The sequence below is a fragment of the Paenirhodobacter ferrireducens genome (assembly GCF_004022265.1).
Lineage (GTDB): Bacteria > Pseudomonadota > Alphaproteobacteria > Rhodobacterales > Rhodobacteraceae > Rhodobacter > Rhodobacter ferrireducens.
The window spans coordinates 26,883-47,229 of record NZ_SAVB01000029.1 but is presented as its reverse complement, the minus strand read 5'-3'; the positions used below and the strand labels follow the sequence as shown (position 1 = coordinate 47,229).

The following is a 20,347-nucleotide window of genomic DNA, read 5'->3' as shown; positions in this document are numbered from 1 at the left end:
AGCGCGATCAGGGGCGCAGACGATATTCGACGACTTCGGTGCGCTGGAAGAAACGGAAATTGTCGTCCGAGATCATCGTCAGCCGAATCGCCCCCTGCGCGTCGCGCCAGACCGCAAGGCCTTCAAGGTTGTCATGCGTGCCGGCCGGGGTCTGCACCAGCACCTCGCCGCCGGTGATCGTGTCGCCCTTGATGTCGAAGACCCGCACCCGGGTGAGGAAGCCCAGAAAGCCCCAGAAGTCGCGCTCGAGCAGGTAGAACCGCCCGTCGGGGCCGAAATCGGCATCGGTCGGCAACCAGCTGCCGTCGCGCGGAATCGAGAAGGGCTGGTCCCAGGCGCCGTTGCGATAGCGCCAGACCGGGAAGGGCAGCTCGAGACTGCCCGAGCGTTCGGGCAGGGTGTAGAGCGTGCCCTCGGCGTCGATCGCCAGCGATTCAAGCGAGGAGTTGCGCTGGAAATGCTTGAACGCCTCGGGGCGCGGCAGGCGCTCTGCCGGGCCGTCGTCGGTGGGATAATGGGCGACACGTGCCACCCCCTCGAAGGAGATGTAGACGCTGCCGTCGGGGGCCTCGGCCAGCCCCTCGGAATCGCCCGTCACCGTGTCGAGCGGCTTGCCCGCGCTGTCGTGCAGCAGCACCGGGCCGCTGGTCGAGACGCCGAGGATGCGGCCGGTGGCATCGCGGTTGATCCGCCCGCGCCAGATCGTGGCCCGGTCCGACTGGGTGACGAAATCCCGCCCGTCGGGGCCGAGTTCAATGCCGGAAAAGCCGCCGAAGGCGGGGTTCGCCACCGTCCAGACCCAGCTTTGCAGATATTCCGCGCGTGGCGCCTGCGTTCCGGCGGCGCTGCCCGCCCCACCACCAAGGCCCAGCACCAGCCCGACGAGGGCGCCGGTCAGCGCGAGGCGAGGACGGTGCGGCATTCGGCAGGCAGATCCGACAGGACATAGGTCTTCGCCGTCTTCGGCGCAGGCCCCGGGTTTGCGGGACGCTTCGGCGGGTGGCGCAGCTCGTCGAGATAGGTGGTCACCCACCAGTTCAGCGTCTCGTCACAACCGTCACCGCCTTTCGACAGCTCGTCGACCGTGGGGCTTTGCACCTGGCACAGGGGCGAGCCGGGCGGGCATTTCAGCCGCACGTGGAAATGCTCGTTATGGCCATAGATCGGGCGGATCTTCTGCAGCCAGGCGCGGTCATTCCGCGGTGCGGCATTGCACATCGCGATCTTCGCGGCAGCGGCGACGAACACCCGGTCGACCCGCGAGTCAGAAGCGGCAGCGCGCAGCAGCGCCATATGCGCCGGCGTCCAGTTCCCGTTCACCCGGGTCTGGTCCTCGGTGCGCACAGAGATCGAGGAGATCTTCTCGCGGTCGGCGCGGCTCAGGGTCAGCCGGCTCGCGGGCAGCATCCAGATATCGGCATCAAGGCCGATCTGGTGGCTGGCATGGCCGCCGGTCATCGGGCCGCCGCGGGGCTGGCTGATGTCGCCGATGTAGAGCCCCTTCCAGCCCGGCAGCGTGGCGGCATAGCGCGACAGGTCCTGAAGATAGGAGATCATCTCGGGCTGGCCGTAATAGCGGTTGCGGCTGAGCCGCATCGCCTGCCAGGTCGGCCCGGTTTCGGGCAGCGCGACCAGCCCTGCCGCACAGCCGCGCGAATAGAACCCGATCGGCGCCGGGGCGCCCGCCGTCGGCGCCGTCTTCGCGCCGAAGAGTTGTCGCGCCAGCGGCTCGGCCGAGACGGGCGCGGCCGCACCGGCGATCACGGTGGCGACGAGGGCGGCAACACGAGCGGCGGCGCGGCAAATCACTTGCGTTCTCCGTAGGGTTTCACCCATCTCAACAGGACCATGCCGATCAGGAAGAGGCTAATCAAAGGTATGGAAATGCCGATCCGTTGTGAACCGGTAATCGTCGTGGCTATGGCAATCGTGAACGGCGCGATGAAGGCGGTTGCCTTGCCCGAAAGCGCATAGAGACCGAAGGCCTCGGTCGCGCGCTCCTGCGTGGTGTGATAGACCATCATCGTCCGGCTGGAGGCCTGCAGCGTGCCCCCCGCCGCACCGATCAGGAGGCCGCAGACATAAAAGATATAGTCAGGCAGTGCCGATCCGGGGGGGAAGGCCAGGCCGTAAAAGGCATCCCGCGACATTCCCGCGATGACCAGGCAGACCGCGATCAGCACCACCATCGCCAGCTCGATCACCGGTTTCGGTCCGCGCGCACTGTCCATCTTGCCACCCAACCACGAGAACAGCGCGCCCGAGATCGCGCCGACGATGCCGAAGACGCCGATCTTGGTCACCGTCCAGCCCAGCACCCCCGAGGCATAGACCCCGCCGAACCCGTAAAGCGCATTCAGCGCGTCGCGATAGAACATCGAGCTGAGCAGATGCGCGGCCAGGCTTTCGCGGGTGCGCAGCGACCGGATCAGAGCCCACAGATCGGCCATCGCGCCGGTCAGGTTGAAGCGGCGCGCCGGGCCCCTTGCCTCGCGCACCCAGGCGAAGAACGGGATCATGAAGATCACGTACCAGATCGCGGTCAGCGGCCCCACTGCGCGGGTGCCCTCGCGCAGGGCGGGGTTCAGGCCGAAGGGCGGGTTGAGGCCGATCAGAGTCTTGCCGGTCTGGCCGCTCTCGCCGAAAAGCAGAAGCATGATGATGAGCGAGATGATCCCGCCGACATAGCCGAAGGCAAAGCCCGACCCCGAGACCTTGCCCATGTCCTCGTCCCCGGTGAGGTCGGGCATCAGCGAATTGGTGAAGATCGTGGCGAATTCCATTCCGATCAGGCCGATCCCGAACCAGAGCATCGCCATCATCAGGTCGGGCTGATCGGGCGCCAGATACCATAGCATCCACGAGCCGATCACATAGAAGCCCGAAAACAGCCAGATCCAGACCATGCGCCGGCCGGTGCCATCGGCGATCGCGCCGAGGATTGGCGCAAGAAGCGCGATAATCACGCCCGAGGCGGTCTGCCCCCAGCCCCAATAGGCCTGCGCCGCCGCCGCCGCCGCATCATGGCCGAGCCCGCCCGCCATGAAATGCGCGCGGGCGACCTCGGCGAAATAGGGGCCAAAGACGAAGGTCAGCAACAGGGTATTGTAGGGCTGGCTGGCCCAGTCGAAGAACCACCAGCCCCAGATCCGCTTGCGCGTGGTGATCATACCCGTCCCCCGTGTGCCACGGGCACCCGCGTCGCCCGTGGCGCGATCAAGCCGCAAATCGCGCCGCGGCGCAAGCCGCCGCGCCAGGCGGGCTCAGAGCGCGGGGGGCCAGGGGCGTTCGTGATCGGCGGCGATCCAGTGCTGCACCCAGGCCGGCAGCTCGGGGCTTGGCGCCGCCTGTCCCATCGCCGCGACCACCGTGTCGGGCGGTACGATCCCGGCCTTCGAGGTGACGGCGGCGCGGATCAGGATGTGGTTGCAGCACTCGCCGTCGCGATACATCCCCTGCTCCATATAGACGAAGCGCTGGTCCCAGCCGATGCAGCGGGTCCGCATCTCGAAGCGCTGCAGCATGGTGATGCGCTTGCGATAGCGGGTGGTGTTGCCCGCGACGACGATGCCCCAGCGGTTCGCCAGCAGCGTCCGGTTCAGCCCCGAGCGGCTGGCAAGCTGGATCCGGCCAAGGTCGAACAGGGTCAGGATCCGGCCGTTGTTCAGGTCCTTCCACGGGTCGATGTCCCAGGGCCAGGCGATATGCGTGCTGACCACCGGATCGAGAATGCCAAGCGGCGCGCCCCGCCCGACCAGCAGGGCCTTGCCCATGCGAATGACTGGATACATCTGCGTCTCCCCTTTCCCGATCGGTGCCGCAGCGCGGCGCAACGGTCAACGGCTACGTGGCGGCAGATGCGCCCTTGCGGTTGCAAGCGGCCCCGTGCTGCCTTACCTCTGAGCCGGCACCACCCGGAGGTTTCGCATGGTCACGCTGTTTCAGGCACTCAACCTGATCCTGAACGTCATCTGGTTCGTGATGATCGCCCATATCATCATGAGCTGGCTGATCAACTTCCAGGTGCTGAACCTGCGTCAGCCGCTGGTGGCCCAGCTCTGGTACGGGCTGAACAACCTGCTCGAGCCGGTCTATGGCCGGATCCGGCGGTTCCTGCCGATGACCCCGGGGCTCGATCTGGCGCCGCTCGTGGCCTTCATCGCGCTGATCATCCTGCAACGCGCGCTGCTCAACAATGCGGGCTTCTTCTACAGCTACTGAGATGCCCGCACCGGCCCTGCCCGCGCCGGAAGAGGCGCTTGCCTCCGTCTTCGGCTTCCGCGCCTTCCGGCCGGGGCAGGAAGAGATCGTGCGTGCCGTTCTGGCCGGGCGCGACACGCTGGCGATCATGCCCACCGGCGGCGGCAAGTCGCTGTGCTATCAGCTGCCGGCGCTGTGTCTGCCCGGGCTGACGGTGGTGATCTCGCCGCTGATCGCGCTGATGCGCGACCAGGTGCGCTCGCTGCGCGAGGCGGGGGTGGAGGCCGGCGCGCTGACCTCGGGCAACACCGAGGACGAGACCGAGGCGGTATTCCAGGCGATTGACGCGGGGCGGCTGAAACTTCTGTACATGGCGCCCGAGCGGCTTGCCGCAGGCGCCACCACGGCGCTTTTGCGCCGCGCCGGCACGCAGATGATCGCGGTCGACGAGGCGCATTGCGTCAGCGCCTGGGGCCACGACTTCCGCCCCGATTACCTGCGCATCGGCGAGCTGAAGCGGGCGCTGAACGTGCCGCTTGCCGCCTTCACCGCCACCGCCGACGAGGAGACCCGCGCCGAGATCGTCGCACGGCTGTTCGAGGGCCGCGCGCCCGAGACCTTCCTGCGCGGTTTCGACCGGCCGAACATCCACCTCGCCTTTGCGCCGAAGGACAGCCCGCGCAAGCAGATCCTCGATTACGCCGCCGCCCGGCGCGGCCAGTCGGGCATCGTCTATTGCGCCTCGCGCGCCCGCACCGAGAGCCTGGCGCAGGCGCTGCGCGAGGCCGGCCACCCCGCCTGTCACTATCACGGCGGCATGGAGGCCGAGGACCGGCGCGAGGTCGAGGCGCGGTTCCAGCGCGAGGACGGGCTGATCGTGGTGGCGACGGTCGCCTTCGGCATGGGCATCGACAAGCCCGACATCCGCTGGGTCGCGCATGCCGACCTGCCGAAGTCGATCGAGGGCTATTATCAGGAGATCGGCCGCGCCGGCCGCGACGGCGCCCCGGCCGAGACGCTCACCCTCTACGGCCCCGACGACATCCGCCTGCGCCGCACTCAGATCGACGAGGGCCTTGCGCCGCCCGACCGCAAGGCCGCCGACCATGCCCGGCTGAACGCACTTCTGGGCCTGGCCGAGGCGACGGGCTGCCGCCGTCAGCGGCTGCTCGCCTATTTCGGCGAGGAGTCGCAGCCCTGCGGCAATTGCGACCTGTGCGAGCATCCGCCTGAGCTCTTTGATGCCACCGACGCGGTGCGCAAGGCGCTGTCGGCCGCGCTGCGCACCGGCGAGAGCTATGGCGCGGGCCACCTGATCGAGATCCTGCTCGGCAATACCAATGACCGCATCCGCGCCCGCGGCCATGACGCGCTGCCCACCTTCGGCGTCGGCCGCGAGCTGAGCCGGCCGCAATGGCAGGCGGTGTTCCGGCAGATGATGGGCCACGACCTCGTGCGCCCCGACGCCGAGCGCCACGGCGGGCTGGTGATGACCGAACGCGCCCGCCCGATCCTGCGCGGCGAGGAGCGGATCACCCTGCGCCACGACCTCGTCCGCCGGGCCCAGTCGAAACCCGTGGCGAAGGCGCTGGTCTCGGACGAGGACGCGCCATTGCTCTCGGCGCTGAAGGCAAAGCGGCGGGCGCTGTCCGAAGCGGCGGGCCTGCCCGCCTACATGATCTTCCCCGACCGCACCCTGATCGAGATGGCCGAAAGCCGGCCCTCCACGCTTGATGCAATGGCGCGGGTGAACGGCGTCGGCGCGAAGAAGCTCGAAAGCTATGGCGCGGCCTTCCTCGAGGTGATCGCGGGGGCGGGCGCGGCACCGCTGCACCCGTCGCGGATGAAACTTGCCGGGCGCGACGAGGGCGCGCTTTTCGACCGGCTGGCCGAGGCGCAGCTTGCCCTTGTGCGCGGCGAGGATGGCCACGACCGCTATCTCAGCTGCACCCATTCCACCCTGCGCCGCATTGCCGAGACGAAACCGCGCAGCCGCGACGAGCTTTCCCGCATCGCCGGCCTTGGCGAGGCGAAGATCGACCGCTTCGCCGACACCTTCCTTGCCCTCGTCGAGGAATTTCGCTGATTACCCTGCCGCGGGGGGCTGGAACGGCCGGGTGTCCGGCGGCTGATGTGCCTGCATCTGCTCGAGGATCGCGCTTTTCTTCAGCGGTTTCGTCAGATAGGCGTCGAGCCCCGCCGCGAACATAGACGCGCTGTCGCCCTCCATCGCATGGGCGGTGAGGGCGCAGATCGGTACGTGTCGCCCCTCCGGCTCCTCGGCACGGATCAGCCGCGTCGCCTCGCGCCCGTCCATCTCGGGCATCGAGATGTCCATGAAGATCAGGTCGGGCTGGAAGCGGCGCCAGACCTCGACCGCCTCGCGCCCGTTCGTGGCAAAGCGCAGCTCGATGTCGAGATTCTTCACCATCTTGCCGAAGACGAGCTGATTGGTGCGGTTGTCCTCGACAGACAGCACGCGCATCGGCCGCGCCCCCGCGTCCTCCGCACCGATCGTGACGACGGCCGCCGCCGGCTCGGGCGGTGCCCGGCCCGACAGCTTTTGCAGCATGTGGAACAGCTCCGCGCGCAGCACCGGCTTTTCCAGCCAGTCAATGCCGCGACAATCGGCCTGCGCCGCACGGAACGCCTCGGCATCCGAGGTCAGCAGCAGGATCGGCGTGTCGATGCCGCGCTCGCGCAGCCGCCGGATCAGCTCGATCCCGTCGATATCGGGCATGCGGTGATCGGTCAGCACGATGTCGAAAGCAATGCCCTCGTCGAAGGCCCGCAATGCCTCGGCGCCGGTGCGGCACAGCGTCACCTCGAGCCCGTAGGTCTGCAGCTGCCGTTCGAGGATCATCCGGTTGACCAGGCTGTCGTCGATCACCAGTGCCGCGCGCAGCGTGATCGGCTGCGTCGGCCCTGCCCCCTCGACCGGGGGGCCGGGTTCGGCGCGCGGCACGGTGAAGCGCACGCCGAAGCAGGAGCCACGGCCAAGCTCGCTTTCCACCCAGACCGTGCCGCCCATCAGCCGCACCAGCTCGCGGGTGATGGCAAGGCCGAGCCCGGTGCCCTCGAACCGGCGATTGGTGGCGGTGTCCACCTGATTGAACTCGCCGAAGATGTGCTCGATGTTCTCGGGCGCGATACCGATGCCGGTGTCCTCGACGGTGAGATGCAGGTCATACTCGCCATCCGCCCGCTCGAGCCCCACGACGCGGATCAGCACATGGCCGGTCGCGGTGAACTTGACCGCATTGCCGATCAGGTTGGTCAGGATCTGCCGCACCCGGCCCGGATCGGCGCGGAAGCGCGTCGGCAGGAACAGGTCGTAATCGACGAGGAGCTCGATCCCCTTTTCCTTCGCCGAGGGCTGCAGCAGCATCATGATCTCGTGGATGCAGCGCTCGAGATCGAAGACCTCGGGGAAAAGCTTCAGCCGCTCCGCCTCGATCTTCGAGAAGTCGAGCACATCGTTGATGATTGTCAGGAGCGCCTCGCCCGAGGAGCGGATGGTTTCGGCATAAAGCCGCTGTTCGTCGCTCAGCTCGCTGTCGACCAGAAGTTCGGCCATACCGACGACGCCGTTCATCGGGGTGCGCAGCTCGTGGCCCATGTTGGCAAGAAAGGCCGATTTCGCCCGGCTCGCGGTTTCGGCCCGCTGCCGCGCGGTTTCAAGCTCGGCCTCGCGGGCGATGGTGCGGGTGATGTCCTGCACCACGCAGACCAGATCACCGCCCTCGCCCCAACGGTCGATCAGCTTCAGGTGATGACCACGATGGGTGCGCACGGTCATCGGCGTGATGCGCTCGCAGCGCACCCGCGCCACCATCTGGTGATGCCAGTCGAGCGGATCGCGCCCCTCCAGATCGATCATGTGATGCGTGGCCACGATCTTCACCACAGCCTCGTAGGCAACCCCCGCGGCCAGCGCGACCTCGCCACGGAAGAACGACAGATAGGCCCGGTTCGCCACGACCAGCCGGAGGTCGCGGTCGAAGACGGCAAAGCCATCCTCGATCGTCTCGATCGCATCCCACAGCCGGCGCTGCGCGATCAGCGCGACCGAGGTGGCGCGTTCCAGATCGCCGCGCACCCGGCTGTTCTCGCCCTTCAGCGATTCCGCCTCGGTCAGGGCGCGCTGCAGCCCGTGGCGCTGCTGCACGATTTGCTCGGACAGCGCGCGCGCATGCAGCGCGAGCGTCTCGTTCGCCGCGAACAGCTCGCGTTTCTTCTGTTCCAGCAAGCGTTCCGCTGCCAGCCGCGCCCGTCGCTCCTGTGCCAGTCTGTCCGCCAAGCTCGCCGTCATGCCCGGCCTGTCCCGTTCCGATTCGCGTTCTGCAACAGGCTCGCAGCGGCGCGTGAATTTAGCCTTAACCGACCCCGGAGCGGTTGATCCCGCCGCTGCTGCATGAGACGATCGCGCCATCGCCGAGGAGTATTTTCATGCGTGTGCCGTCTTTCCTGATTCCCGTTCTTGCCGCCGTCCTGACCCTTGCCGCCCCCCCCGCCGGCGCCCAGGAACGGGGGCTGATTCCGGAACGGCGGCTGTCCATCGCCGAGGGCATGGACCTGAGCGGCAGCGACCTGGCGCAGATCTTCGACACCACGCTCGAGGGCTGCGAGGCGGCCTGCCTTGCGCGCGCTGACTGCGAGGCGGTCACCTTCAACGCCCGCAACAATTCCTGCTTCCCGAAGGCCGGCATCAGCGGCATGACCCCCTATCAGGGCGCCTTCTCGGGCGTCGTCGTGGCCAGCCCGGCGGCGGCCGAAACCCGGGCAAAGACCCGCGCCGCCGATCTCGGCTTCCTGTGGGACGGCAGCCTTGATGCGGCGCTCGATCAGGCGCGTGGCATGGCGCGCGCGCATCTGACGAATTTCGCCCGGCCCGAGGACCTGACGCAGGCGCTGTCGGCGGCCCGCGCGCAGGGCGACGTGACCCGCGAAATCGCGATCGAGGGCGCGCTGATCGTGCTCACCGACGCCTCGGATCTGTGGAGCGATTACGCCCTGTTGCAGCTGCGCCGGCCGCAGGGTGCGGACAGCGGTGCCGCGGTCACGGCCGCGGTGAACAGCTATCTGCGCGCCGCGAATGCCGCCCAGCAGGCCGAGGCGCTGAGCACGCTCGCGCAGGCGCTCGAGGCCGATGGCCGCACCCGCGAGATGGTCGCGGCGCTGCGCCTTGCCGCCAGCTTCTCGCCGCGGCAGGACATTGCCGCCGCGCTCGATGACGCGGTGGCGAAATACGGCTTCCGCATCACCGAGCATCAGGTCGAGGCCGACAGCGCCGCGCCGCGGATCTGCGCGGTATTCTCGGATGATCTGGCGCGTTCGGGCGTCGATTACGCCAGTTTCGTGCAGCTGCCGAAGGCCGGGCTGTCGGTCGAGGCCGAGGCGAACCAGCTCTGCGTCGCCGGCCTTGCGCATGGCGAGCGCTATGCACTCACCTTCCGCAAGGGGCTGCCCTCGGCAACGAAGGAAACGCTGTCCAAGGACGTGACGATCACCGCCTATGTCCGCGACCGCGGGCCGGCAGTCACCTTCCCGGGCCGCGCCTATATCCTGCCGAAGGGCGAGGATTCGGGCCTGCCGGTGCAGACGGTGAACACCGAGCATCTCGACCTGAAGCTACTGCGGGTCTCCGACCGCAACCTTGTGGCGTCGATGCAGCGCGACTATTTCGCCCGTTCGCTCGACCAGTGGGACGCCGGCAACCTCGAGGACTCGCTGGCCCAGACGGTCTGGACCGGCACCGCCGATGTCGGCATGGAGGTGAACCGCGACGTCACCACCCGCCTGCCGGTGCAGGAGGTGACGGGCCCGCTTGGCCCCGGGGTCTATGTGCTGAGCGCCTCGATCCCCGGCGCCGATCCCTATGAGCACCCGCCGGCAACGCAATGGTTCGTGATCTCGGACCTTGGTCTCACCAGCTTCTCGGGCACCGACGGGCTGACGGTGGCGGTGCGCGGCCTGTCCGATGCGAAGGCGGTTGCCGGGGCCACGGTGACGCTGGTGTCGCGCGCCAATGCGGTGATCGGCAGCGCCACGACCGATGCCGAGGGCGTCGCACATTTCGATCCGGCGCTGGCCGCGGGTGCGGGCAACGCCGCCCCCGCCCTTGTCTCGGTGACGCAGGGCGAGGACATGGCGTTCCTCTCGCTCACCGATGCCGAGTTCGACCTGTCCGACCGCGGTGTCGAGGGCATGCCCCCCGCGCCGCCGATCGACGTGTTCCTCGCCACCGACCGTGGCGCCTATCGCACGGGCGAGACGGTGCAGGCGACGATGCTGGCGCGCGACGCCACTGCCGCGGCGCTGCCCGGCGTGCCGCTGACCGCGGTGCTGATGCGCCCCGACGGGGTCGAATATTCCCGCTCGCTCGCGCAGGACGCGGGCGATGGCGGCGCCACCGCGGCGCTGCCGATCGGCGCACAGGCGCCGCGCGGCACCTGGCGGCTCGATGTCTTCGCCGACCCGAAGGCCGCGCCGCTTGCCACCACGAAATTCCTCGTCGAGGATTTCCTGCCCGAGCGCATCGACTTTGCGCTGACCCTGCCCGAGGGCATTCTCGCGGGCGGCGATCTGCCGGCGATCGGCATTGCCGCGCGCTATCTCTTCGGCGCACCGGGCGGCGGGCTCGGCTTCGAGGGCGATCTGCGCCTTGCCGCGGCCGACAGCCTGCCGGGCTTCGACGGCTACCGCTTCGGCCGCTATGACACCCCCTTCGAGCCGCGCTATGACAGCCTCGAGGCGGGCGAGACCGACGCCGAGGGCGCGGGCGAGATTCAGGCGGCGCTGCCCGATCTGGGCACCGAGGCCGCCCGCCCGCTCGAGGCGCGCTTCACCGTGCGGCTGCGCGAGGGCTCGGGCCGGCCGGTCGAGCGCAGCATCTCGCGGCTCGTGATGCCGTCGCTGCCGGTGATCGGCATCCGCCCGGGCTTTGACGGCGCGGTGGCCGAAGGGGCTGAGGCGCGCTTCCGCCTGATCGCGCTTGGCCCCGATGCGAAACCCGTCGCGCTGCCGCTGCACTGGACGCTGAACCGCGTCGAGACCCGCTATCAGTGGTATGCGATGGACGGGCAATGGAACTGGGAGCCGATCACCCACCGCACCCGCGTGGCCGAGGGCGACGCGAGCCCCGGCACCACGCCCGCCGAGATCGCCGCGAAGACCGACTGGGGCGAATACGAGCTGGTGGTCGAGGCCGGTCATGGCGACAGCTACACCTCGGCCTCGATGCGCTTCGATGCCGGCTGGTATGCGCCCGCCGACGTGATGGCGAGCCCCGACCGGCTCGAGCTTGCGCTCGACAAGCCGGCCTATGCGACGGGCGACACGGCGCGGCTGCGCCTCGTGGCGCCGGCGCCGGGGGTGGCGCTGGTCTCGGTGCTGTCGAACCGGCTCATCGCGCTGAAATCGGTGCCGGTGAAGGCTGGCGAGAACCGGATCGAGCTGCCGGTGACCGACGACTGGGGGGCGGGCGCCTATGTCACCGCCTCGGTGATCCGGCCGCTCGCCGAGGACGCGCCTGCGCGCGCGCCGATGCGGGCGATGGGGCTGAGCTATGCGCAGGTCGATCCCGGCCCGCGCGCGCTGAAGGCAAGTTTCGACGTGCCCGCGGCCTCGGACCCGCGCGCGCCGCTTCCCGTCGCGCTGAAGGTCGAGGGCGCGCAGCCCGGCGAGACGGTGCACGCGACCATCGCCGCTGTGGACCTTGGCATCCTGAACCTCACCGGCTTCAAGGCCCCCGATCCGCAGGCGCATTACTTCGGCCAGCGCCGTCTGGGCGTCGGTCTGCGCGACGTCTATGGCCGGCTGATCGACGGCCGCGCCGGGACCGAGGGCGTGCTGCGCTCGGGCGGCGACGCGGGGCGCGAGATGTCGCTGCAGGCCCCGCCTCCGACCGAGGAACTGGTGGCCTATTTCTCCGGCCCGCTGACGGTGGGCGAGGACGGCATGATCCGCACCAGCTTCGACATGCCCGCCTTCAACGGCACGGTGCGGCTGAGCGCCATCGCCTGGTCGAAGACCGGCGTCGGGCAGGCCTCGGCCGATGTGCTGGTGCGCGACCCGGTGGTGGTGACCGCCTCGCTGCCGCGCTTCCTGGCGCCCGGCGACCACTCGCGGCTGCTCCTCGAGATCGTGCATGCCACCGGCCCCTCGGGGCGGATGGGGCTTGATGTCAGCGCCGCCGGCGTGACGCTGGGCGAGCGGCCCTCGGGCGTCGATCTCGGCGATCTCGGCAAGGCCGAGGTCGAGATCCCGCTCACCGCCCCCGCGGCCGAGGGCGTGCAGCAGATCCGCATCGCGCTGACCACGCCCGACGGCAAGCTCCTCGAAAAGGTCGTGACCGTGCCGGTCGAGCGCAACGACCCGCAGGTGGCGCATGAATCGCGCTTCGAGCTGGCGGCGGGCAAGACCTTCACCTTCGACGCGAATGTCTTTGCCGGCATGGTGCCGGGCACGGCGCGGGCAACGCTCGCGGCAGGGCCGATTGCGCGCTTCAACACGCCGGCGCTGCTCGCCGCACTTGACGCCTATCCCTATGGCTGCACCGAGCAGATCACCTCAAAGGCGATGCCGCTTCTGTATCTGAGCACGGTGGCCGAGAAGATGCGGCTGGTGACGCCCGCCGATCTCGGCGACAGGATCGACACCGCGATCCGCAAGGTGCTGACCAATCAGGACGCCTCGGGCGCCTTCGGGCTGTGGTCGCCCGAATCCGGTGACGGCTGGCTGGATGCCTATGTGACCGACTTCCTCAGCCGGGCGAAGGCGGCGGGCCATGCGGTGCCCGACACCGCCTTCCGCAATGCGCTCGACAACCTGCGCAATCAGGTGAACTACGCCGCCGATTTCGACAGCGGGTCGAACGGCGGCGGGCAGGTTCTGGCCTATGCGCTGATGGTTCTGGCGCGCGAGGGGGCGGCGGCCGTGGGTGATCTGCGCTATTACGCTGACGTCAAGGGCGACGATTTCGCGACGCCCCTTGCCGCGGCGCAGCTCGGCGCGGCGCTCGCCTCCTATGGCGATCAGGGCCGGGCCGATGCGATGTTCGCGCGCGCCGGGCGGATGCTGAGCGCGAAGGGCGCCGAGACCGGCTGGCGCGACGATTACGGCACCGGGCTGCGCGACACCGCGGCGGTGCTGGCGCTGGCAGCCCAGGCGGGCTCGAACGCCGTCAATCTCGAAAGCACCGGCAAGGCACTGGCCTCGCGGCTGGCCGCGGTGCCGCTCTCGACGCAGGAGGCGGCCTGGACGCTGATGGCGGCGAGTGCGCTCATCGACCGGCCCGATGCCGGCGGGCTGACGGTTGACGGCGCGCCCGTCAAAGGCCCGCTCGTCGAGGTGATCGACGCCGAGACCGCCGGCCGCGCGGTGGCCATCGCGAACCCGGGCGACAAAGCGCAGACCCTGACGCTGACCACCTTCGGCGTGCCCGAGGTGCCTGAACCCGCTGGCGGCAAGGGCTGGTCGATCTCGCGCAGCTGGTACACGCTCGAGGGCGATCCGGCCGATCCCGCCACGGTGAAACAGGGCACCCGCCTTGTCGCGGTGCTGGAGATCGCCCCGCTCGGCCAGCAGGACGCGCGGCTGATGGTCGACGACCCGTTGCCCGCGGGCTTCGAGATCGACAACCCGAACCTGATCCGCGGCGGCGACATCGCCGCGCTCGACTGGCTCGACGTCGCCGAGGACACCCGGATGACCGAGTTCCGGCAGGACCGCTTCCTGGCCGCGATCGACGCGCATGGCGACCGGCCGTTCCGGCTGGCCTATATCGTGCGCGCCGTCAGCCCGGGTCGCTTCCACCTGCCGGCGGCCTCGGTCGCCGACATGTATCGCCCCGAGATGCGGGCGCAAAGCGACGCGGGCGAGGTGGTGATCGAGTGAGGGCGGGCGCGCTTGCGGCGCTCGCGTTCGGCCTCGCGCTGGCGGCGGGGGGGCGCGATGCGCTCGACGGATGGGTGGCGGCGACCACGCTGCCGCCGCTCACCGTCGCCACCGGGACCGAGGTTCTGGCCCGCGACGGCACGCTCTTGCGCGCCTTTCCGGTCGCCGATGGCCGCTGGCGGCTGGCGCCCGGGCCGGTCGACGAGGGCTTTCTCGCCGATCTGGTGGCCTATGAGGACGGCCGGTTCTACGACCACGCCGGCATCGACCCGGTCGCCGTTCTGCGCGCCGGTGCGCAGGCACTGGCGGCGGGCCATGTCGTCTCGGGCGCCTCGACACTGACGATGCAGGTGGCCCGGCTTCTGGAGGAAGGGCCGACCGGCACGGTGGCGGGCAAGATCCGTCAGGCACGGGTGGCGCTTGCGCTCGAGCGCCGGCTGAGCAAGGCGCAGATCCTTGACCTCTATCTGCGGCTCGCGCCCTATGGCGGCAACCTCGAAGGGGTGCGGGCGGCAAGTCTTGCCTGGTTCGGCAAGGAGCCGCGGCGGCTGACGCCGGCCGAGGCGGCGCTGCTGATCGCCCTGCCGCAATCGCCCGAGGCGCGCCGCCCCGACCGCGCGCCCAAGGCCGCGCAGGCGGCGCGTGACCGGGTGCTGACCCGCCTTGCCGCCGCCGGCGCGCTGAGCGAAGACAGCGCCCGCGCCGCGATGCGCGAGCCGGTGCCCGCGCGCCGGCGCGACTTTCCCGCGCTTGCGCCCCACCTGACGGCGCGGCTTGCCGCCGCGGCGGCCCCCGGCGCACGGATCGAGACGACGATCGACGCCGGGTTGCAGCGCGCGGCCGAGCGGCTTGCCCGGCGCGCGGTCGCGGGCATGGCGGGGCAGGTCTCGGCGGCGATGGTGCTGGCCGATCACCGCAGCGGCGAGATTCTGGCCGAGGTCGGCGGTGCCGACTGGACCGACACGGCGCGGGCGGGCTTCGTCGATCTGACGCAGGCGCCGCGCTCGCCCGGCTCGACGCTGAAGCCCTTCGTCTATGCGCTCGCCTTCGACGACGGGCTTGCCCATCCCGAGACGCTGATCGAGGACCGCCCCGTCGCCTTCGGCAGCTGGCATCCGCAGAACTTCGACCACGCCTTTCGCGGCACGGTGAGCGTGCGGCAGGCGCTGACCCTGTCGCTCAATATCCCCGTGGTGCACCTGACCGAGGCACTCGGCCCCGAGCGGCTGCTGGCCACGCTGCGCCGCGCCGGGGCGCGGGTCGAGTTGCCGGGATCGGGGGCGCCGGGGCTTGCCGTGTCGCTTGGCGGGCTCGGCATCAGCCTCGAGGATCTGGTGCAGGCCTATGCGGCGCTTGCCCGGATGGGGCGGCCGGTCACGCTGTCGCCGCTCGCGGGCGGGGCCCATCCGCGCGAGGGGCAGCTCTTCGGCGCCGTCGCCGCCTGGCAGGTGGCCGACATCCTGTCGCGGATCGCACCGCCGCCGGGCGGCACGCCGAACCGCATCGCCTACAAGACCGGCACCTCCTATGGCCACCGCGACGCTTTGGCGGTGGGGTTCGACGGGCGTCATGTCGCGGGGGTCTGGCTCGGTCGCGCCGATGGCACGCCGGTGCCTGGCGCCTTCGGCGGCGAGATCGCGGCGCCGGTGCTGTTCGAACTTTTCGACCGGATCGGGGCCGAGCGCGCGCCGCTGCCACCGCCCCCGCCTGCGACGCTGATCTTGCCGAATGCGCGGCTGCCGCAGCCGCTGCAGCGCTTTCGCCCGCGCGATGCGGCCTTCGCCGAAGCGCCGGCCGGTGGCCCAGAGCTGACCTTCCCGCCCGATGGCGCGCAGGTCGAGGTGCCCGAGGGCGGATTGACGGTGAAGCTGCGTGGCGGCGTGCCGCCCTTCACCTGGCTTGCCAATGGCGCACCGGTGATGGTGGGGACGCGGGCGCGGGAAAGCCTGCTTCCCCTGCCCGCGGCCGGGTTCGTGACCTTGACGGTGCTGGATGCCGAGGGGCGCTCGGCCAGCGCCCAGGTGCGGCTGACCTTCTAGATGTCTGGTCCCGCCATCTGCTGGATCTGATTCAGGGTGACGCGATCCGGTTCCGAGGCTGCCCTGCGCACCGGATGCGGTTACCGGTGAGAACCGCATGGATCTGGCAGGGCACGACCTCACGCATCTGCTGCAGGGCCTCCCGGGTCGTCTTCCTGTCTGCCCTGTCGAGGCGTCGGGTCACGGCGAACGCGCGCGTGCGGCCGAACTCAACCGGCCGATGCCCGAAACGGTGACCGCGGACCAGGGTGGAAACGGCCCGACGTTTTCCCTAATCGAGCCGGGCGATCTGTTCGGCCAGCTGTGCTACCGCCTGCGACTGCGCCGCGGCGATCGCGGCGGGGCCTTCGCCCGCGAGCGGCACGCTCAGGTCGAAGCGGCGCACGATGTCGCGGCCCTCGGCCATCGCGGGGGTGACGTAATAGCTGCCCGACAGCCGCACCGCCCCGTCCGCCTGCGCCATGAACTGCTCGACCCGCACCTCGATGCGGCGTTGCGGCCCGTCGGCAAGCGGCCAGGGCTCGGCGATCACCCGCGCTCCGGAGAGCGCCGAGATCTGCCGCGCCAGCGCCAGCGTCACCGCGCGCGACGGATCGTCGGCCCAGATCGTCTTCGGCGTCGAGTGCAGCGCACCATCCGCCCCCTGCCAGGAAATCTCCTGCCCCGAGGCATATTGCGGCAAGGACACCTCGCGCAGCTCGGCCATGCCGAGCCGGTCGGGCAGACGCTTCGTCGCCGCCGGCGGGTCGATGGTGTAGCGCGCCGTCTTTTCCGGGTTCGAACAGGCGGCCAGCGCCGCGACGGTGGCAAGAAGGAGGAGACGGGTCATGGCACTCTCCGGTCAGCGGCCAAGGATGAAGGCGCGCGGGTTGCGTTCGATCATGCGCGCGAGCGAGCCGAAGGCCGCGGTGGCGCGGCGCAGCTCGCTCAGCGTGCTGACCATCTCGGAATTGAAGGTCGAGCGGTCGCCATAGGCGGCCACCAACCCCTGGGCCTGGGTGACGAGCGCATCAAGCTTGGCCGTCAGCTCGGGCAGCCGGCCCGAGGCGTCGGAAATCGCCGTGGCGGCATCCTGCGTCGCGACCAGCGTGCCGTTCAGCTTCTCGGCCGCCCCGCCCGCGCGCAGCTCCTCGAGCAGGGCCGCGGTCTGTTCGAGCGTATCGGACAGAGCCTTCGGCAGCCGCTCGGCATCCTTGGTGCCGAGCATGCCGCGGAGATCGGCGATCAGCCCGTCGACGTTCTTGCCGATATCCTCGAGCGGCATCGCCGCCACCGCCTGCGCCGCCTTGTCGGCGGAATCGAGCGTCTCATGCAGCCCGTCGATCTCGGTCAGGAAGCTCGAGGCGGCCTCGGACACGCCGTCGATCGCGGTGATCGTCTTGTTCGCCGCGTCCTGCTTGTTCAGATCGCCAACGAGCGTCTGCATTTCCGACAAGAGGCCCGACAGATTGCCCGGCACCGCCCGCGTGTCCTGGCTTTCGGCAATCGCCGAGACCGAATCGAGCGTGCGGATCGCCGAGGCCATCAGCTCCTCGATCGGCAGCTTGTTGATCCGGCCGAAGACATCCTTGGCCGAAGCGGCCAGATCGTTTTGCGCTGCGGGGGCGGTCGGGATCGTCGGGAAGGGTTTCGCATCGAGCCCCATCTTCGCCACCGGCAGGTCGGGAATATCGACAAGCTCGATCACCAGCGTCGTGCCCAGAAGCCCGGTGCCGGCGATGCGGGCGCGCAACCCCGCCTCGACCTCGGTCTCGAGGAACTCGGTGACGATCTGGGTATCGGTGTCGCGCGCCAGGCCGAGCCGTTCGGGCGAGAGCGCGATCACCACCTGTTGCTGGGCATAGCGGGTGCCGGTGGAATCGGTCTGCACCTTGACCGAGACATCGGTGACCTCGCCCGCCTCGACGCCGCGGAACTGCACCTTCGAGCCGCGCGAAAGCCCGCTGATCGCGTCGTCGAAGAGCAGCGCGTAATGCGGCGGATCGACGAGTTCGGCGCCGAAGATCGAGGCCTTCGCCTCCTCGGCGCTCGGATAGAGGCGGAAGGCATGGCCGTTCTCGACGATGCCGCCGCCGGTCGAGAGAGTGTCGAACTCGACCCCGCCCTGCACCAGCGTGGCGAGCGAACGCATGTCCAGACTGACGCCGGAGGCGCCGAGCGAGACCGAGATCCCCGACGTATCCCAGAACCGGGTGGTGGTGCTCAGCCGCTTGTCATGCGGCGCCTCGATATAGGCGTCGACGGTGACGCCCGAGTCGCCCTCGTTCAGCCGCAGGTTCTGGATCCGGCCGACGGTGACGCCGCGAAACAGCACCGGCGCGCCCTCGGCGATGCCGCCCGCATCGTCGGCGCGCAGCTCGACCACCGTGCCCTTCGTCGGGTCGGGGGCGACCGGCGGACGGTCGAGCCCGGCGAACACGGTCTTGTGCCCCTTTGGCGTCGCATCCCACCAGCCTTCGATGAAGGCGCCCGACAGCACCGTGTCGAGCCGGGAGATCCCCTGCGTGGTGACCTCGGGCCGCACCACCCAGAAGCGCGACTCGTCGTCGATATATTGCGCGACATCCTTGTTCACCCGCACGCCGACGCGCACCGAGGTGAGGTCGGGGCTGAAGCCCACGCTCTCGACCTTGCCGACATCGACCTCGCGGAACTTCAGCGGGGTCTCGCCGGGCACGATGCCGGTCGCATCGGCAAAGTCGATCTCGATCAGCATGCCGCGGTCGGCATAGGTCTTCCAGGCGATGCCGAGGGTGATGGCCAGCGCCAGCAGCGGCACCAGCCAGACCACCGAGACCCGCGTCCAGATCGGGTTCGGGGCGGTCTCCGTCTTCAGCGCGGCGGGCTGCGGGTCAGTCGTCATGGGTCACTCGTTCTCCGTGGGGCCGCGCCAGATCAGCCGGGGGTCGAAGCTTTGCGCCGAGAGCATGGTGAAGGCAACCGAAAGCGCGAAGGCCGCGGCGGCCGGTCCGGGATGGATCGAGGCGACGAAGCCGAGCTGCACCAGCGCCGAGAGCACCGCCACCACGAAGACGTCGATCATCGACCAGCGGCCGATGAACTCCACCACCTCGTAAAGCAGCAGGTGACGGTGACCGCCGGCGCGCCGTTCGGTGCCGACGGCGATGGCGAGATAGGCAATGGCGATGAATTTCGAGATCGGGATCAGGATCGAGGCGAGGAAGATGATCCCGGCGACGCCCCAGCTGCCATGCTGCGCCAGTTCGACCGCACCGCCGAGGATGGTGTTCTGCTGATGCCCGGTCAGCGTCGCGGTGAGCAGCATCGGGAAGAGATTGGCGGGGATGTAGAAGATCAGCCCCGCCGCCCACCAGGCCCAGACCGGCTGCAGGCTGGCGGTGCCGACCGGGTGCAGATGCGCACCGCAGCGCCCGCAGCGCGCCGTGCCCGCCGGCCAGACCCGGCCGCAGCTGGTGCAGCCGGTCAGCCCGGCATCGGTCGCGGTGAGGAACGGGGCGGCGTCGGTCATCGGCCGATCGCCTCCCAGATCGTCCACTTGCTCATGAATGCCGTTTTCAGCACGGTGACCACGATCAGCGCGCAAAAGGCCCAGAACGCCGGCCCGAAGGAGATTTCCGCAAGCCCTGCCACCTTCACCAGCGCAACTCCGGTGCCGATGACGAAGATCTCGGCCATCGACCAGGGCTGCAACTCCTCGGCGAAGCGGAAGGCGAAGGCGGCGTGGCGCAGGGCCGGTCGGCCGTTCGCCAGCGGCCAGAGCGTGTAGATCAGCGCGATGAATCGCGCGACGGGCAGCAGCACGATGGCGAGCAGCACGGCGAGCGACAGCGGTGCCAGCCAGCCGTCCGAGAAGGCCATCGCCGCCTCGAAGACCGAGCTTTCATGCGACAGCCCGTGCGAGGAGATGCCGAGGAACGGGAAGAACACTGCCGCCACCATCAGGATCATCGCGGTGAAGGACAGCGCCACCACATGCAGGAAAGAGCGGGTCCGCGGCGTGATCAGCAGCGTGCCGCAGCGCGCACAGGCGGCGCGCTCGGTCTCGGCCAACACCCGGCACTGGTGCAGCGTATCGCAGCGGGGGCAGGCGATCAGCTCGTCTATGGGCGGAAGCGGCACGGACATGCCCCGAACATAGCCTCCCCCCGCGGCACCGCAAGTCGCGTGCGCCGCGGCGCGGATTTTTCCCGTTAAGGGCACATTAATGCCGCGCTGCTAGGTCTGCCGGA

At 69.6% G+C, this 20,347-nt stretch carries 13 protein-coding genes; 4 read left to right on the top strand and 9 right to left on the bottom strand.

Translation table 11 applies throughout. The features are described from left to right. Positions 1–7: 7 nt before the first annotated feature. The 4 genes from EOW65_RS18355 to EOW65_RS18340 all read right to left on the bottom strand — a co-directional run bounded on the left by EOW65_RS18355 (position 8) and on the right by EOW65_RS18340 (position 3,791). On the bottom strand, positions 8–922 hold the full coding sequence (locus EOW65_RS18355; protein ID WP_128151903.1) for an esterase-like activity of phytase family protein: 915 nt from the start codon (positions 920–922) through the stop codon (positions 8–10). After that, positions 895–1,836 carry a penicillin-insensitive murein endopeptidase gene (mepA, locus tag EOW65_RS18350; protein ID WP_128151901.1) on the bottom strand — a complete coding sequence of 314 codons (942 nt, stop codon included), beginning with the start codon at positions 1,834–1,836 and terminating at the stop codon, positions 895–897. Before mepA ends, EOW65_RS18355 begins: the two co-directional genes overlap by 28 nt. After that, entirely contained in the window at positions 1,806–3,170 is a 1,365-nt protein-coding gene (locus EOW65_RS18345) for an MFS transporter (protein ID WP_128151898.1), read from the bottom strand. Before EOW65_RS18345 ends, mepA begins: the two co-directional genes overlap by 31 nt. Before the next feature lie 93 nt (positions 3,171–3,263). Next, positions 3,264–3,791 (bottom strand): acyl-CoA thioesterase, encoded by a 528-nt coding sequence (locus EOW65_RS18340; protein ID WP_128151896.1) that lies wholly within the window; start codon positions 3,789–3,791, stop codon positions 3,264–3,266. Between the two features lie 136 nt (positions 3,792–3,927). On the opposite strand from EOW65_RS18340, the gene EOW65_RS18335 reads away from it, so the two are divergent. Further along, positions 3,928–4,221 carry a YggT family protein gene (locus EOW65_RS18335; RefSeq protein WP_121534301.1) on the top strand — a complete coding sequence of 98 codons (294 nt, stop codon included), beginning with the start codon at positions 3,928–3,930 and terminating at the stop codon, positions 4,219–4,221. A gap of 1 nt (position 4,222) precedes the next feature. Further along, complete coding sequence (gene recQ, locus EOW65_RS18330) at positions 4,223–6,286, top strand: DNA helicase RecQ (protein WP_394342759.1); 2,064 nt, start codon at positions 4,223–4,225, stop codon at positions 6,284–6,286. Here recQ and EOW65_RS18325 read toward each other — a convergent pair whose 3' ends face one another. After that, positions 6,287–8,512, bottom strand: a complete 2,226-nt coding sequence (locus EOW65_RS18325; protein WP_128151894.1) for a response regulator — start codon at positions 8,510–8,512, stop codon at positions 6,287–6,289. Between the two features lie 137 nt (positions 8,513–8,649). Between EOW65_RS18325 and EOW65_RS18320 the strand changes: the two genes are divergently transcribed. Beyond that, entirely contained in the window at positions 8,650–14,097 is a 5,448-nt protein-coding gene (locus tag EOW65_RS18320; protein WP_128151892.1) for an alpha-2-macroglobulin family protein, read from the top strand. Continuing rightward, the gene (pbpC, locus tag EOW65_RS18315; RefSeq protein ID WP_128151890.1) at positions 14,094–16,136 is read left to right on the top strand and encodes a penicillin-binding protein 1C; all 2,043 of its coding nucleotides are present in this window, start codon (positions 14,094–14,096) and stop codon (positions 16,134–16,136) included. The genes EOW65_RS18320 and pbpC overlap by 4 nt, the downstream gene beginning before the upstream one ends. A 271-nt stretch (positions 16,137–16,407) precedes the next feature. On the opposite strand, the gene EOW65_RS18310 is transcribed toward pbpC, so the two are convergent. The 4 genes from EOW65_RS18310 to EOW65_RS18295 are packed head-to-tail and all read right to left on the bottom strand — an operon-like array spanning position 16,408 to position 20,243. Further along, positions 16,408–16,965, bottom strand: coding sequence for a PqiC family protein (locus EOW65_RS18310; protein ID WP_128151888.1), 558 nt, complete (start codon positions 16,963–16,965; stop codon positions 16,408–16,410). A 12-nt stretch (positions 16,966–16,977) separates the two neighbouring features. Beyond that, a complete protein-coding gene (locus tag EOW65_RS18305; protein ID WP_128151886.1) occupies positions 16,978–18,999 on the bottom strand; it encodes a PqiB family protein in 2,022 nt (673 codons plus the stop codon). A 3-nt stretch (positions 19,000–19,002) separates the two neighbouring features. Continuing rightward, complete coding sequence (locus EOW65_RS18300) at positions 19,003–19,626, bottom strand: paraquat-inducible protein A (protein WP_128151884.1); 624 nt, start codon at positions 19,624–19,626, stop codon at positions 19,003–19,005. After that, positions 19,623–20,243 carry a paraquat-inducible protein A gene (locus tag EOW65_RS18295; RefSeq protein ID WP_128151882.1) on the bottom strand — a complete coding sequence of 207 codons (621 nt, stop codon included), beginning with the start codon at positions 20,241–20,243 and terminating at the stop codon, positions 19,623–19,625. Before EOW65_RS18295 ends, EOW65_RS18300 begins: the two co-directional genes overlap by 4 nt. Positions 20,244–20,347 lie beyond the last annotated feature (104 nt).